Annotated in this window: 13 protein-coding genes; 8 read left to right on the top strand and 5 right to left on the bottom strand. The window is 72.4% G+C overall.

Annotated elements, in window-relative coordinates; all coding sequences use genetic code 11:
* Positions 1-61: 61 nt before the first annotated feature.
* Positions 62-466 (bottom strand): peptidase inhibitor family I36 protein, encoded by a 405-nt coding sequence (locus OG422_RS08915; RefSeq protein ID WP_405741745.1) that lies wholly within the window; start codon positions 464-466, stop codon positions 62-64.
* Positions 467-1,019: 553 nt separating this feature from the next.
* A complete protein-coding gene (locus tag OG422_RS08920; RefSeq protein ID WP_405741748.1) occupies positions 1,020-2,621 on the bottom strand; it encodes an MFS transporter in 1,602 nt (533 codons plus the stop codon).
* Positions 2,622-2,736: 115 nt separating this feature from the next.
* Here OG422_RS08920 and OG422_RS08925 point away from each other — a divergent pair, with 115 nt between their 5' ends.
* From OG422_RS08925 to OG422_RS08950, 6 genes are all read left to right on the top strand, one after another.
* On the top strand, positions 2,737-3,396 hold the full coding sequence (locus tag OG422_RS08925) for a TetR family transcriptional regulator (RefSeq protein ID WP_143940663.1): 660 nt from the start codon (positions 2,737-2,739) through the stop codon (positions 3,394-3,396).
* Positions 3,397-3,637: 241 nt separating this feature from the next.
* Complete coding sequence (locus tag OG422_RS08930; RefSeq protein ID WP_405741751.1) at positions 3,638-4,861, top strand: alpha/beta hydrolase; 1,224 nt, start codon at positions 3,638-3,640, stop codon at positions 4,859-4,861.
* A gap of 91 nt (positions 4,862-4,952) precedes the next feature.
* Entirely contained in the window at positions 4,953-5,831 is an 879-nt protein-coding gene (locus OG422_RS08935) for a DUF4429 domain-containing protein (protein ID WP_143940665.1), read from the top strand.
* A gap of 101 nt (positions 5,832-5,932) precedes the next feature.
* The gene (locus tag OG422_RS08940; protein WP_405741754.1) at positions 5,933-7,288 is read left to right on the top strand and encodes a sensor histidine kinase; all 1,356 of its coding nucleotides are present in this window, start codon (positions 5,933-5,935) and stop codon (positions 7,286-7,288) included.
* Positions 7,285-7,965 (top strand): response regulator transcription factor, encoded by a 681-nt coding sequence (locus OG422_RS08945; protein WP_143940667.1) that lies wholly within the window; start codon positions 7,285-7,287, stop codon positions 7,963-7,965. The genes OG422_RS08940 and OG422_RS08945 overlap by 4 nt, the downstream gene beginning before the upstream one ends.
* A gap of 356 nt (positions 7,966-8,321) precedes the next feature.
* Positions 8,322-9,485 (top strand): alpha/beta hydrolase, encoded by a 1,164-nt coding sequence (locus OG422_RS08950; protein WP_143940668.1) that lies wholly within the window; start codon positions 8,322-8,324, stop codon positions 9,483-9,485.
* A 224-nt stretch (positions 9,486-9,709) separates the two neighbouring features.
* Here OG422_RS08950 and OG422_RS08955 read toward each other — a convergent pair whose 3' ends face one another.
* Complete coding sequence (locus tag OG422_RS08955) at positions 9,710-10,726, bottom strand: aldo/keto reductase (RefSeq protein WP_405741758.1); 1,017 nt, start codon at positions 10,724-10,726, stop codon at positions 9,710-9,712.
* Between the two features lie 6 nt (positions 10,727-10,732).
* On the bottom strand, positions 10,733-11,257 hold the full coding sequence (locus OG422_RS08960; protein WP_405741761.1) for a MerR family transcriptional regulator: 525 nt from the start codon (positions 11,255-11,257) through the stop codon (positions 10,733-10,735).
* Positions 11,258-11,543: 286 nt separating this feature from the next.
* On the opposite strand from OG422_RS08960, the gene OG422_RS08965 reads away from it, so the two are divergent.
* A complete protein-coding gene (locus tag OG422_RS08965; RefSeq protein ID WP_405741764.1) occupies positions 11,544-12,374 on the top strand; it encodes a serine hydrolase domain-containing protein in 831 nt (276 codons plus the stop codon).
* A gap of 299 nt (positions 12,375-12,673) precedes the next feature.
* Here the strand turns inward: OG422_RS08965 and OG422_RS08970 are convergent, their stop codons facing one another.
* On the bottom strand, positions 12,674-13,345 hold the full coding sequence (locus OG422_RS08970; RefSeq protein ID WP_405741766.1) for a pirin family protein: 672 nt from the start codon (positions 13,343-13,345) through the stop codon (positions 12,674-12,676).
* Positions 13,346-13,402: 57 nt separating this feature from the next.
* Between OG422_RS08970 and OG422_RS08975 the strand changes: the two genes are divergently transcribed.
* Positions 13,403-14,587: a CdaR family transcriptional regulator gene (locus tag OG422_RS08975; RefSeq protein WP_030286795.1), complete on the top strand. Its 1,185-nt coding sequence runs from the start codon at positions 13,403-13,405 to the stop codon at positions 14,585-14,587.
* Positions 14,588-14,605: the final 18 nt, after the last annotated feature.

Here is a 14,605-nt window from a genome sequence, read left to right on the forward strand (position 1 = left end):
CGGTCGGGGGCGCGGTGCGTTTCCGGGCACGGCCGTGTCCGATGCGCGGGTCATCGGCCGGTCAGTGCTCCCAGATCTTCACGGCCCGGAAGCGGTACGGCGAGCTGGGCACCCAGCTGCCGCCGCCCGGGTAGGTGTCGAACTCGCCGGTCTCGGCGCATTCGGCGCTCTGGTACGTGGTGACCGGGCGGCCGGTGCGGTTGGCGAGCGAGGCGGCCGTGGTGCCCTTGGGCAGCGGGATACAGCTGTCGATGTCGGTGTCGGCCAGTTCGAAGGTCTGGCGCTTGCCGCCGAACTCCGCCCCGGGCCAGACGCAGAGCTGGCCGTTGGAGCAGTCGCCGGAGGTGGCGCTCTTCCCGCCGGGCGCCGCGTGGGCGGCCGGTGCGGTGAGGACGGTGGGTGCGGCGAGGGTGGCGGCCAGCGCGGTGAGGCCGGTGACGAGCGCGGTGCTGCGGTACGTACGCATAAGGAATCTCCCCCGTGTATACGGCGATGGGTCCGCCGCAGGCCGGTTGCCCGCGGCGGTTCACTGCCGAGCTTCGGCGTCGGCCGGGGCGGCTGCCAAGGCCCTGGCGACAGCACCACCCGGTGGGGCGATGTGGACGGAGCGTAGGGCTCGGGGCCAGGCTTCGCGGCGCCGGGTTGACGCGCCGACAGCGGCCGTGCGGGGCCGCGGAAACCGTTCCTCCCGCCTGTACCAAGGGGCCCGCGCGCAGACCGTGCGGGAGGCGCCGCGGCGAGTTCCCGTGCGGGACTCACCCGAAGGAGCGAAACGGGGCGGAGGCGGGGGCCGGACGCGGCAAGGCGTCGACGGTTGGGGCTCGAAGTGGCGCGTACGGCAGGGAGTTGACGCGTAAGGCAGGGGGAAATGCGTGGGGCGGCCCCGTAGCTACGGGGCCGCCCCGCACGGGAGCGGCGCGAGGGCCGGCGAGGGGCAACCGTGGGCCCGGGCAGCGCAACGGCGCGCGGGCGGACCGGAGTTGACCGGTCCGACCGCGCGCCGTCGGGAATGCGGTGGCTCAGATGTGGCCGACGCCCGCGCCCGCCTCCGCGTTCTCGCCGCGCTTGGTGAACAGCGCGACCACGGCGGCGACGACCGCGACACCGCAGGCCACGGCGAAGGCGAGGCCCATGCCGGAGATGAAGGTGTCATGGGCGACGGCGACGATCTTCTGGCCGATCACCGGCGGGGTGTTCGGCGGCACCGGCGCGAAGCCCGCCGAGACCGCGTCGGACGCCTGCGACAGCTGCTTCGGGTCAACCGCGGGCAGCCCCGCGTCCTTCCAATTGCCCGGCAGGTCGTTCTCCACGCGGGACGCCATCACCGCGCCCAGGACAGCCGTACCGAGGCTGCCGCCGACCTGCATCGCGGCCTGCTGGAGACCGCCTGCCACGCCGGACAGCTCCAGCGGGGCGTTGCCGACGATGACCTCGGTGGCGCCGACCATGACCGGGGCGAGGCCCAGACCGAGCAGGGCGAACCAGATCGACATCAGGACCGTGCCGGTCTCCGTGTCCAGACCGGACATGCCGTACATCGCGACGGCGGTCAGGACCATGCCGCCGACCAGCGGGATACGCGGGCCGAACTTGGTGATCAGGGCACCGGCCAGCGGCGAGCCGACGATCATCATGCCGGTGAGCGGCAGGAGGTGCAGACCGCTGTCGACGGGGCTCATGCCGTGAACGTTCTGGAGGTAGAACGTCACGAAGAACAGGCCGCCCATGAACGCGAAGGCCATCAGGACCATCAGGACCGTGCCCGCGGTGAGCGGCACGGAGCGGAACATCCGCAGCGGGATGAGCGGCTCGCGCACCTTCGTCTCCAGGAGTGCGAAGAGCGCGAAGAGCACCACCGAGCCGATCAGGAAGCCCCAGGTCTGCATCGAGCCCCAGCCCCACGCGGACGCCTTGATCAGCGGCCAGATGAGGCAGAACATCGCGCCGGACAGCAGCACGATGCCGGGGATGTCGAAGGAACGCGGGGCGTTGGCCGCGCGGTGGTCCTTGAGGATCACCAGGCCCAGGACGAGGGCCAGCACGCCCACGGGGACGTTGATGAAGAACACCGACTGCCAGCTGACGTGCTCGACGAGGAGACCGCCGACGATCGGGCCACCGGCGGTGGAGGCGCCGATGACCATGCCCCAGATGCCGATCGCCATGTTGAGCTTCTCGGCGGGGAAGGTCGCGCGCAGCAGACCGAGCGCCGCGGGCATCAGCAGCGCGCCGAACAGTCCCTGGAGCACGCGGAAGACGACGACGAAGGTGACTTCCTTGGAGAAGCCGATGGCCCCGGAGGCGGCGGCGAAACCAACGATGCCTATCAGGAACGTCTGACGGTGGCCGAAGCGGTCACCGAGCTTTCCGGCGGTGATCAGCGCGATGGCCAGCGCGAGCATGTAGCCGTTGGTGATCCACTGCACGTCGGCCAGCGAGGCGTTCAGGTCCTGCTTGATGGCCGGGTTGGCGATGGCCACGATCGTGCCGTCGAGGGCGACCATCATGACGCCGATCGCGACGGAGAAGAGAGTCAGCCACGGATGGCCGCGCAACCCCTTACGGGGCTCCGGTACGGGAAGTTCCGGCGCGCTCTGGGCAACCGGGGTCTGGGAACTCATACTCAGACATTAATGTCAGCCACTGACAGTTGACAAAGTAATTCATGAGTCGGTAACTGTCATTTCGCTCACAGCTATCCTGAGCAGCGAGAACACCATGGAAAGGCGGCGCAGCATGGACCCGTCGACGCCGCACGAAGCGGCTCTGTGCGGACTGCGCGCCCGCAAGAAACAACGCACCCGGGACTCCCTGATCCGCGCGGCGCTCGAACTGTTCACGGCCCAGGGCTACGAGGCGACGACCGTGGACGAGATCGCCGCCGCCGTCGACGTCTCGCAGCGCACCTTCTTCCGGTACTTCAGCAACAAGGAAGAGGTCGCCTTCGCCGTCCAGGAGATGGTCGAGGCGCGCTTCCTGGAGGAGCTGCGCCACCGGCCCGCCGACGAGGCGCCGCTGACCGCGCTGCGCAGCTCGGTGATGGCAGCCTGGGACGGCATCGCCGCCTCGATCGAGCCGATCGTCCCGGTGGAGCTGCACATGCGCGCCTACCAGATGATCGAGTCGACGCCCGCGCTGATCGCCGCGCACATGCGGCGCTCCTGCGATCTGGAGGAGGAGATCGCCCGGCTGCTCGCCCGGCGGGAGGGGCTCGACGCGGACCGGGACCCGCGCCCCCGGGTGCTGGTCGGGGCGTTCAACGGCGTGATGCGCGCTGCCGGGAAGGCGTGGAGCGAGGGCGATGAGGTTACCGTCGCATCGATCCGTGAGCTGACCCACTCGTACCTCGATCACATCGGGCCCGCCCTCGACGACAACTGGCGCGAGGAGCGGTGACGCGCACCCGGCGCGTAGGGTCCGCCCGCGCGCCGGGGACGTACACCGACCCGCCCCGGGACGCACCGTCACCTGGCATCGACTGGGCGTGACGCGCCGATTCCGGATGAGTCCGGTGCCGCACTCCTGAGCGCGGAAACGCGGCTTCCGGCGTCCACTTTGTTCGAATTACCTGCCGTGAAACGTGACATGACTCACCCGTGGAGCAGGCATGCCGTCGCGTCTCCTAGGGTGGCCCGCGGTGACTTCTTTCTCTGGGCTCGGCCCCTCCTTCGGTTCCTTCGGATTCCTGCAGTCCACCGCCTGGCGTGCGGCACTCGCCCTGGTGGTGGTGTTCGTCATGCTCACCCTCACCGGCTGGACGGCGATCAGAGGCCACCAGGAGGACGCCGACCCGCTGGCCACGGCGAAGACCGACTGGCGGCACAGCGCGTTCCACGGTGACCGGCTGCCCGACCCGGCCGCCGCACCGGCCCGGCTCCGCGCCTTCTTCGCCACCTTGGACCGCGCCGGTCGCCGCGACCTCGCCGACCGGTATCCGTTGGTCGTCGGCAACATGAACGGCGCGCCGGTGGATCTGCGCTACCGCGCCAACCGCACCGCGCTCGACCAGGCGCGCGCCATCGAGGAGCGGCGCTCCACCGACCGCCGCCTCACACCCGTCGGCCGCCAGGACGCGGGCCGGCTGATGCACCGCTTCGAGTCGATGATGTCCAAGGGCCGCCAGATCCTGGCGTTCGACCCGGCGGGCGGCGGCCGCGCCGCGGAGGTCTTCGGCGACCTCGACACGGCCCGCCGGGTCTCCGTGGTCGTCCCCGGGGTGGACACCAACCTGACGAACTTCGAACGCACCACCCGCGCCACCAGCGCCCCCGTGGGCATGGCTGACGCGCTCTACGGCGCCGAGCGTGCCGTGCGTCCGCACACCAGGACCGCCGTGATCGCCTGGGCCGACTACACCGCCCCGGCCGGTCTCGGGGTGGAGGCCGCCACCGGGCAGCTCGCCGAGGCGGGCGCCGTCCGCCTGCGGGCGCTGACCCGGGCACTGCCCTCCGCCGACGCCGTCGCGCTGTTCTGCCACAGCTACGGCTCGGTGGTCTGCGGCCTGGCCGCGCGCGATCTGCCGTCGAACGTGCGGGACATCGCGGTGGCTGGCAGCCCCGGCATGCGCGCGGCCAACAAGGCGGCGCTCGACACCCGGGCCCGGCTCTGGGCCATGCGGGACTCCGACGACTGGATCCAGGACATGCCGTACCTGGAGGTCGGCGGGCTGGGGCACGGTCCCGACCCGGTCGACCCGGCGTTCGGCAGCCGTCTGCTGTCGGCCGAGGGGGCCGTCGGCCACGCCGGGTATTTCACACCCGGCGCGGAGAGCCTGCGCAACTTCGCGAAGGTCGGTGTGGGCGCGCTCTCGGACGTGCGCTGCGCGGCCGACGACGCCGGCTGCGTCGCCGGGCTCGCCTGATCCGCTGCGACGGCCGGGGGCCGTCGGCCGCGGACGGTACAAGGTGTCCATAAGGGGGACGGGCGGGCAACCGCCACATACGATGAGCCGCATGGGTGATGTGCTGGCCGGTTTTCACGCCGTCTGGGAGTTCGGAACGGACTCCGTACTCATCCGCTTCGAACGGGGGATCCGCAGGCCGAAGCTGTTCCAGGCGCTCGGCGAGCGGCGCATTCCGTACGAGGCGCTGAGCGCCGTCGAGCTGTCCGAGGGCAGACGCGGCACCGTCGTGCTGCACGCCGTGCCGCGCCCGGGCGCCGACCCCCTGATGGAGGCGGCCGCCGGGCAGCTCAAGGAGGACGCCGACCCGTACCGTCTGGTGCTGCCCGCCGAGCACGGGACCCCGGCGGCGCGGTACGCCGACGAGCTGCGCCGTCTGCTGGGCCCGGGCGCCGGGGAGCCCGCCGACCGTCATCTGGTCGCGCCGCCCGAGGGCCCGCTGCACTTCAAGGCGTACGACGGCAAGGCGTCGTTCGACGGGAGCGCGGTGACGTTCCACTGGTTCTGGACGGGTGCGTCGTCCGCGAAGTGGAAGCGCGGCGACCAGAGCTTCGGCATCGGCGAGTTGAGCGGTGTGGAGTGGCGTTCGCCGGAGCTGGTCACCGGCCATCTGCGGCTCCTGGAGCGCACCGCCCTGGACGAGGCGCCCGGGGAGGCCGATCAGAACCCGGCGGCCGTGGTCTTCGGCCTCGGGTACGGGCCCGTCCACGAGTCGCTGCCGTTCGCCGCGGCGGTGCTCGCGGCGGTGCGGACGGCACAGTCGGGGCCGGAGCCGACGGCGTGCGAGCCGGTGCGCCGGGCCGGGGACGCCGGGCGGAATCCGGCTGATATCGCCGACCGGATCCGCCGGCTCGGCGAGTTGCACGGCGCCGGGCTGCTGACGGACGGCGAGTTCAGCGCGAAGAAGGCCGAACTCCTCGCGGAGTTGTAGCCGCGGCGCGAACGGCCGTGGGTCATACCGTGGTAGGGGGTGCAGCTCCGCACTGCGGTATGACGTTCGGTTCATCGCAGTCCGCTTACATTGACTGCGCGATGACCCGAGATCTTTCCTCTTCCTCGACCGGCACCGGCGCGGCGCGCGCACCGGCCCGGGAGCGCGCCCTGCACACGGCCCGCCGGGTCCTGGCCGCGCTCATCGGGCTGGGGGACCGGCCCGGCGCGCCGCTGCTCGGGTCGGCCCGCAGCACCTGGGTCCGCCGCCTCCCGTACGTCCTCGCCGTCCTCCTCACCACCGTGCTGATGCCCGTCGCCGCGCGCAACCTCGGGGAGAACTACGGCATGAGCGGTGCTCCCGCCGGGCTCCTGGGGGCGGCGCAGACGCTGCCGTTGCTGATGGCGGTGGTCCGGCCGCTGTCGGCGTGGTGGGTGATCTTCGGCTCCGACGTGCTGTGCGCGCTGCTGCTCTCCGCATCCCCGCAGACGCAGCCCTGGCCGTGGCCACCGGCGGCGATCATCGGCTATCTGGCGCTGATGGTGCCGCTGTCCCAGCGGGAGAGCCGCCGCACCCTGGGCACGGTCTGGGCGGCGACGGGCGTGGTGGGCGTTTTCCTGGAGCCGCTGACGCCCCGCGGCAGCGACAACACCTGGATGCTGCTGTTCGTGCTGGCGGGCGTGTTGCTGCTGGTCGGCGTCGTCGTGCGGGAACGCGGCGACGCCAGACGGAAGTTGCGGGAGCAGGAGACGATCAGTGAGGCGGAGCGGGCCCACCGCACCCTGCTGGAGGAGCGGGCCCGGATCGCGCGCGAGCTGCACGACGTGGTCGCCCACCACATGTCGGTGATCACCGTCCAGGCGGACAGCGCGCCGTACCGCATCAAGGGCATACCCCCGCAGGCGCGGGAGGAGTTCGCCGCCATCGCGACGACGGCGCGGGAGTCGCTGACGGAGATGCGGCGGCTGCTCGGGGTGTTGCGCAGCGCGGAGGCGGCGCGGGACGCGGGTCCGGAGAAGGCCCCACAGCCGGGTCTGGACGAGCTGCCACGGCTGGTCGAGGCCACCATACGGGCCGGCGTGCCGGTCGAGTTGGCGCTGCCCGAGGAGCCGGTGGCGCCGGAGCCCGCGGTGGCTCTCTCGGCCTACCGCATCGTGCAGGAAGCCCTGGCCAACGTGGTGCGGCACGCCCCCGGGGCCCCCACCCAGGTGTCGGTGGCGCGGTCCCCGGACGGCACCCTGCTCACGGTGGTGATCCTCAACGGCCCGCCCCCGACGCCGTCCACCGCCTGGGAGACCTCCGGCACCGGGCACGGTCTGGTGGGGATGCGGGAGCGGGTGCGGCTGGTGGAGGGTTCGCTGAAGACCGTGCCGCTACCGGGCGGCGGCTTCATGGTCGCCGCCCAACTCCCTTTGCCGTTGCCGTTTCCGATCGACAAGGACGCCGACTCCTCATGACCACACGGGTGATCATCGTCGATGACCAGGCCATGGTGCGGGCGGGTTTCGCCGCGCTGCTCGCCGCGCAGAGCGATATCGACGTGGTCGGCGACGCTCCGGACGGCGTCCAGGGCGTCGAGCTGAGCCGCCGGACACACCCGGACGTGGTGCTGATGGACGTACGGATGCCGGAGATGGACGGCCTGGAGGCGGCACGGCAGTTGCTGTCCCCGCCGCAGGGCGTCACGCATCGCCCGAAGGTGCTGATGCTGACCACCTTCGACGTCGACGACTACGTCTACGAGGCGCTGCGTGCCGGTGCCTCGGGGTTTCTCCTCAAGGACGCACCGCCCGCCGATCTGATCGCGGCGGTGCGGATCGTCGCCGCGGGCGAGGCCCTGCTCGCGCCGTCCGTGACGCGTCGGCTGATCGCGGATTTCGCACGCCAGGGTCCGGCGCCCCGCAAGGAGACCACCGTGCTGCGGCTCAACGGCCTCACCCCGCGGGAGACGGAGGTGCTGAAGCTGATCGCCCGCGGCCTCTCCAACCAGGAGATCGCGGACGCGCTGATCCTCGCCGAGCAGACCGTGAAGACCCATATCGGGCGCGTACTGGCCAAGTTGGGGCTGCGCGACCGCGCCCAGGCGGTCATCTTCGCGTACGAGTCGGGGCTGGTCACGCCCGGCGAACGCTGAGGCGCCACAGAGTTCGCGCCCTTGGCGGGACAGGGGGACGGTCTCGCCCGATACGGGTTCCGTGACGTCGGCATGCGGCGGGGTGTTCCGGCGTGCCGACGCAGCCCGCGGTCCGGTTTCCGGTGACCTCTGCGAGCGGTCGGGGCGCCGCCCCCCGGCCGGGCCGCGCCGCGATACGACCGCAGGTCAGCCCGCCACTCCCCCGCCATGGTGAGGCCGGGCGGTACTCAGGTGGGACCCGGCGTCACCATCTCCTACTGCGGTATCACTCGGGAGTTGGCTCCGAGGGGGGACGCCGTCTCACCCGACGCCTTTCTACGTTTCCTTCCATCGCACCACTGCACGAGGGAGACACCATGGCACTGCTACGAGCCGCCACCCGGCGCGGCCGACGCGCGCTGATCACCGCCGCGCTCGTCGCGCTCGTCGCCGGGGGCACGGGCGGCTGGGCCGCCGGCTCCGCGGAGACCGCCGTGACCGGGCCCGCGCCGGGCGCCGCCGCCTGGCGCGCGGACCACTCCTTGGGCACCCGGCTGCCGGATCCGGCGACGGCGCCCCCGGCCGAGGTGGCCCACTTCTTCGACGGGCTGACCGCGGCCCAGCGGTACGCCCTCGCGGTGCGGCACCCTCTGACCGTCGGCAATCTCGACGGTGCTCCCATAGCGCTGCGGTACCAGGCCAACTCCCTTGCGCTGACGGCCGAGAGGGACCGTCAGCGGGCGCTGTCGACCGACCCCGGCGGCACCCTTGAGGACCATCGGACGGCGCGCCGGGCGGCCGACCGCTACACCGAACTGCTCGCGCCCGGACGCCACATCCTCGCCTTCGACGCACGTGGTCGCGGTCAGATCGCGGAGGTGCACGGCGACTTGGCAAGGGCGGAGCGCACCGCCGTCGTCGTCCCCGGCTCCGACATCGATCTGACCACCTTCGACCGCGACCTCGATCCGTACGGCACCCCGACGGGGATGGCGACGTCGCTGCGCGCCCGGATGGCCGCCGACGCCCCCGGTGTCCGGACGGCCGTGATCGCCTGGACGGGGTACACCACCCCGGTCGGTCTGGGACCGGACGCCGCGACCGGGAGGCTCGCCGAGGCCGGTGCTCCCCGGCTGGTGCGCTTCCTGTCCGGGCTGGCAGCGGTCGGCTCCCCCGCACCGGCGCTGCTGTGCCATAGCTACGGCTCGGTCGTCTGCGGTCTCGCCGGGCCGGTTCTGGGCCACACCGCGAGGGATCTGATCATCTTCGGCTCCCCCGGCATACGTCGGCCGTCGGCCGCCGCGGTGGACGGCTACGCCCAGGTGTGGGCCGCGCGGGATGCCACGGACTGGATAGGCAACGTTCCCCACGTCGACGTGCTGGGGCTGGGCCATGGCGAGGACCCCACCGACCCGGCGTTCGGGGCACGGCAGGTCTCCGCGATACGGGCCGAGGGCCACACCGGCTATCTCGCCCCGGGCACCGACTCACTACGCAACTTCGCCGCCATCACGCTCGGGCGCTACGCAGCCGTCAGCTGAACCGGGCCCGGCAAGTGGGCGGTTCAGGGCCCGGCGCCGCCTGGTTCGGGCCGGGTCGCTGGCTGGCCGAAGGCTCGGCGACGGGCTCGGGCCACCGGCTCGCTGAGTGCCCGGACCGGCTCGGCAACGGCCCGCCCGGCGAGGGCGGCCCAGCTCCGGCGGGCGGCCTTCCCCCCGCCGTCCCGAAGGGTCCAGGCACCCGCCCCGCCCGCAGCTCCCGTCCGTCACTCCCGTCCGGCAGAGGTGAACGTCATGTCCGCGTACCGGCCCCCCGCGACCTTCCCCGCGATGGGTTCCAGCAGTGCCAGCTCGTCCCCGGTCAGCCGGATGCGGGTGGCGGCGGTGTTCTCCTCGATACGGGTGCGCCTGCGGGTGCCGGGGATCGGCACCACGCTCAGGCCGTGGGTCTCGGCCCGCTGCTGGACCCAGGCCAGCGCGATCTGTCCGGGCGTCGCGTCGTGCGCGGCGGCGAGAGCGCGGACGGGTTCCAGCAGCGCGGCGTTGGCGGCGGCGTTGTCCCCGGTGAAGCGCGGCTGCTGGCGGCGGAAGTCGTCGCTGCTCAGCTCCTTCTCCGCGTGGACGAAGGAGCCGGTCAGGAATCCCCGGCCGAGCGGCGAGTACGGGACGAAGCCCACGCCCAGCTCGGCCGCGGCCGCGACCACGCCGTTCTCCACGTCACGGCTGAAGAGCGACCACTCGGACTGGACGGCGGCGATCGGGTGCACGCTTTGGGCGGCGCGCAGTTCGGAGGCGGTCACCTCGCTGAGCCCCAGGTGCTTGACCTTGCCCTCGGCGACCAACGCGGCCATCGCGCCGACGGTTTCCTCGATCGGGACGGACGGGGCGCGGCGATGCATGTAGTAGAGGTCGATCGTGTCCACGCCGAGTCGCCGCAGACTGCCCTCGACGGCCTGCCGGATGTAGGGCGGGTCGTTGCGGATGACGCGCTTGTTCGGGTCGGCGGAGTCGATGGCCAGCGCGAACTTGGTGGCCAGCACGACCTCGTCGCGGTGGTCGCGGAGGAAGGGCCCGAGGAACTTCTCGTTCTCGCCGTTGCCGTAGAGGTCGGCGGTGTCGTAGAGGGTCACGCCCAGTTCCAGGGCGCGTTCCAGGGTGGCGCGTGCCTCGTCGGCGTCGGTCGGGCCGTAGGCGAAGCTCATGCCCATGCAGCCCAGGCCCTGGACTCCGACGCGCGGGCCGCCGGTGCCCAGCTCCACGGTGTCGATCTTTTCGCTGCCCATGTCGGCTCAGCCCCTCTCGGACGCCCGGCGTCGGGCGTCGGCGTAGATGTCGATCTTGTAGTCGAGTACGGCGAGGGTGCTCTGCAGTTCCGCGATCCGGTGCCGTACGTTCTCGCGGTGCGCGGTCAGCAGCCGTTCCCGCTCGGCGAACGTCGCGTCGCCGGCCCTGACCAGTTCGGCGAAGCGCACCATGTCAGCGACCGGCATACCGGTCAGCCGCAGCTTGCCGACGAGCGCCAGCCAGTCCAGGTCACGGTTGGTGAAGCGCCGTTGTCCGGTGTGGCTGCGGTCGACGTGCGGCATCAGGCCGATCCGCTCGTACCAGCGCAGGGTGTGGGCGCTGAGCCCGGTGTGTGCCGCCACCTCGCTGATCGAGTAGCGGTCCCGGCCGGTCGGGCGCGGGTGGAACACCTCCTGGGCGCAGCTCCGCGCCGCCCACTGCGGACCGTCCGGTGTCCGTTGCGTGGACACCGCTCCGCCACACGTCATCACCGTTTCCTCGATCACCGGCTCGCTCCGGGTCACCGTCATGCCGCGTCTCCCCTGTTCGGCTGTCGCCCCCGTCGACGTCACTCAACGCTAGAGAGTTGGAGCGCACTCCAAGCAAGCGCGATCTTGACCGGGATTTGGCAAGCACCCCACGTGGCCCGGAGCTCCGCCGGCCCGTCTCCCGATGCTGCCCCGACCGCCGCCCCGTCTCCGGCCCGGCTCCCGGCGCGACCGGCCCGATCCGGTCCGAGCGAGCACCCCGTACCGGGTCGGAGCCCTGCACCGACCGGCCTGCGGCCCCCGGGCAGGCGGCCTTTAGGCTCGTCCCATGCAGAGCCTGCGGATGATCGAGAACTGGCCGGTGCCGACCGCTGCGGCCGCCGTCGTACGAGCCGACGGCAGCGTGGCCGGAGCCTACGGGCCCCAGGAGCACCGTTTCCCGCTGGCCTCGGTGACCAAGCCGCTGGCCGCGTACGCCGCGCTGGTGGCGATCGAGGAGGGCGCGGTCGAGCTGGACGAACCGGCCGGGCCCGAGGGCTCCACCGTGCGCCATCTCCTCGCCCACACCTCCGGCCTCGCCTTCGACGAGCGGCGCGTGATGGCCGCCCCGGGCACCCGCCGGATCTACTCCAACGCCGGTTTCGAGGCGTTGGGCGACCACATCGCCGAGGCCACCGAGATCCCCTTCCCGCAGTATCTGCGGGAGGCGGTGCTGGAGCCGCTCGGGATGGCCGCGACGGAGCTGGCCGGTTCCCCCGCCAAGGACGGCGTTTCGACCGTCGCCGACCTGATCCGGTTCGCCACCGAACTGCAGGCGCCACGGCTGCTCGCGCCCGAGACCGTCGCTGCCGCAACCTCCGTGGCCTTCCCCGGGCTCACCGGCGTACTGCCCGGCTACGGTCACCAGAAGCCGAACGACTGGGGTCTCGGGTTCGAGATCCGCGACGGGAAGTCGCCCCACTGGACAGGCGCCTCGTCGTCGGCGCGGACGTTCGGGCACTTCGGTCAGTCCGGTACGTTCCTGTGGGTGGACCCGGAGGCGGCGGGCGGCACCGGTGCCGCCTGCGTCGCGCTCACCGACCGCGCCTTCGGCCCCTGGGCCATCGACGCCTGGCCGCCGCTGACCGACGCGGTCCTGGCCGAGCTCCACTCCGCCTGACCCCCGGCGGCCGGGCCCACACGGATCCCGGCCGCCCACCACCCGGCCCACCACCCGGCTCCGACCGGCACCCGCGGCGCACCGCCCGGCCCTCGCGGCTTACCGCCCCGTACCGGCGCACCACCCGGCCCTCACGCCGCACCGGCGGGCCCGCCCACCACCACGGCGCCGGGCCACCAGGCCACACCACCACGGCTTTCACGCCGCACCGGCGAGCCCGCCCACCACGAGGCCAGGCCACCAGGCCACCGACGTCCGCCGCCCCGGCGCCCACCGCAACCCTCACCCGCGCACCGTCCTCACACGTACCGCGGCTCCGCGCCCATCTCCCAAACCAGGCACTCGGCAGGCCTCTCCGCCCGCAACAGCGCACCACGTTCCTCGGTGAGCCGCACGGCATCACCAGATACCAACACGTCCTCACCGAGCCGCAGTTCACCACGTACCACCTGCACATACACCCGCGGCGCGGCCGGGACCTCGGTGCTCTCGCCGGCGGCGAGGCGGCGGACGTGCAGCGTCGCGCCGGCGCGCGGGACGGCGTACGGGGCGTTGTCGGTGAGGCCGCGCACCACGTCGTACGAGGGGGTGCCGCCGAATTCCGTCGGTGCGAGCCACATCTGGACGAAGCGCAGCGGTTCGGGGCCGTCGTTGCGTTCGATGTGCCGGACGCCGTCGGCGGCGGTCAGCCGGGCCAGGTCGCCGGGCCCTACCGTCGTCTCATGGCCCGTGGAGTCGCGGTGGGTCAGTTCACCCTCGACGACCCAGGTGACGATCTCCGTGTCGCGGTGCGGGTGCTCGTCGAAACCGGCGCCCGGTGCGAGCCGCTCCTCGTTGCAGGCGATCAGCGCGCCGAACCGCAGATTGGCGGGGTCGTAATGGGGGCCGAAGGAGAACGCGTGCAACGTCTCGATCCCGGCTTCCGGATCGCCGCCCCGATAGCGTTCCGCGCCCGCGTGCACCTGAATCATGCAGTCACCGTAGCCCCGCCGCGCCACCTGCCCGCCCCGATAAGGCAGTCTTGTCCCGTGTCTGAACCCGCATCGCGCGCCCCTCATCCGCACCAGGCGACCCTCCGCAGGCTGGAGCAGTCGTCCGGGAAACTCGCCGCGGCAGCCATCGCCCGCATGGACGCGCAGCTGCCGTGGTACCGCGCAATGCCACCGGAGAACCGCTCCTGGATCGGCCTCGTGGCGCAGGCCGGTATCGCGGCGTTCACCGAGTGGTTCCGGCATCCCGAGACCCCGCAGGCGATCAGCACCGACGTCTTCGGCACCGCGCCGCGCGAGCTGACCCGGGCGATCACGCTGCGCCAGACCGTGGAGATGGTCCGGACGACCATCGAGGTCATGGAGTCGGCGATCGACGAGGTCGCGGCTCCCGGTGACGAATCGGTCCTGCGGGAGGCGCTGCTCGTCTACGCCCGCGAGATCGCCTTCGCCACCGCGCAGGTCTACGCCCAGGCCGCCGAGGCCCGCGGCGCCTGGGACGCCCGCCTTGAATCGCTGGTCGTCAACGCGGTGCTCTCCGGAGAGGCCGACGAGGGCGCGGTCTCCCGGGCCGCGGCCCTGGGCTGGAACTCCCCCGAGCACGTCTGTGTCGTCCTGGGCACCGCCCCCGACGGCGACAGCGAACTGACCGTGGAGGCGATCCGCCGAGCCGCCCGGCACGCCAAGCTCCAGGTGCTGACCGGCGTCCTGGGCAGCCGCCTGGTGGTGATCGCCGGTGGCTCCGACAACCCGCTCAAGGCGGCGAAGGCGCTGATCGGGCCGTACGCGGCGGGCCCGGTGGTGGCCGGTCCGGTCGTCGCCGACCTGCTGGCCGCGACGCGGTCGGCGCAGGCCGCCGCCGCGGGTCTGCGGGCCTGCGCCGCCTGGCCCGACGCACCGCGGCCGGTGCTCGCCGACGATCTGCTGCCGGAGCGCGCGATGGCGTCGGACCCGGTGGCGCGCGACCAGCTGGTGGAGGAGATCTACAGGCCGCTGGAGGAGGCGGGCTCCGCGCTCCTGGAAACACTGAGCGTCTATCTGGAGCAGGCCAGCAGTCTGGAGGGCGCGGCGCGGATGCTGTTCGTGCACCCGAACACCGTGCGCTATCGGCTCCGACGCGTGACGGACGTCACGGGATGGTCCCCGTCCGATGTCCGCTCGGCCTTCACCCTGCGTATCGCACTGATCCTGGGGCGTCTGGCTGACGGAGAATCGCAGCTCTAGACTTTTGTCGGACACCAA

It is taken from the genome of Streptomyces sp. NBC_01525 (assembly GCF_045040405.1).
Taxonomy (GTDB): domain Bacteria; phylum Actinomycetota; class Actinomycetes; order Streptomycetales; family Streptomycetaceae; genus Streptomyces; species Streptomyces benahoarensis.

Bases quoted from the DNA above. Each gene is read 5' to 3' on its own strand.
- OG422_RS08945 (WP_143940667.1), top strand. From the start codon at position 7,285: ATGACCACACGGGTGATCATCGTCGATGACCAGGCCATGGTGCGGGCG.
- OG422_RS08950 (WP_143940668.1), top strand. From the start codon at position 8,322: ATGGCACTGCTACGAGCCGCCACCCGGCGCGGCCGACGCGCGCTGATC.
- OG422_RS08970 (WP_405741766.1), bottom strand. From the start codon at position 13,345: ATGATTCAGGTGCACGCGGGCGCGGAACGCTATCGGGGCGGCGATCCG.
- OG422_RS08965 (WP_405741764.1), top strand. From the start codon at position 11,544: ATGCAGAGCCTGCGGATGATCGAGAACTGGCCGGTGCCGACCGCTGCG.
- OG422_RS08925 (WP_143940663.1), top strand. From the start codon at position 2,737: ATGGACCCGTCGACGCCGCACGAAGCGGCTCTGTGCGGACTGCGCGCC.
- OG422_RS08920 (WP_405741748.1), bottom strand. From the start codon at position 2,621: ATGAGTTCCCAGACCCCGGTTGCCCAGAGCGCGCCGGAACTTCCCGTA.
- OG422_RS08935 (WP_143940665.1), top strand. From the start codon at position 4,953: ATGGGTGATGTGCTGGCCGGTTTTCACGCCGTCTGGGAGTTCGGAACG.
- OG422_RS08955 (WP_405741758.1), bottom strand. From the start codon at position 10,726: ATGGGCAGCGAAAAGATCGACACCGTGGAGCTGGGCACCGGCGGCCCG.
- OG422_RS08915 (WP_405741745.1), bottom strand. From the start codon at position 466: ATGCGTACGTACCGCAGCACCGCGCTCGTCACCGGCCTCACCGCGCTG.
- OG422_RS08940 (WP_405741754.1), top strand. From the start codon at position 5,933: ATGACCCGAGATCTTTCCTCTTCCTCGACCGGCACCGGCGCGGCGCGC.
- OG422_RS08960 (WP_405741761.1), bottom strand. From the start codon at position 11,257: ATGACGGTGACCCGGAGCGAGCCGGTGATCGAGGAAACGGTGATGACG.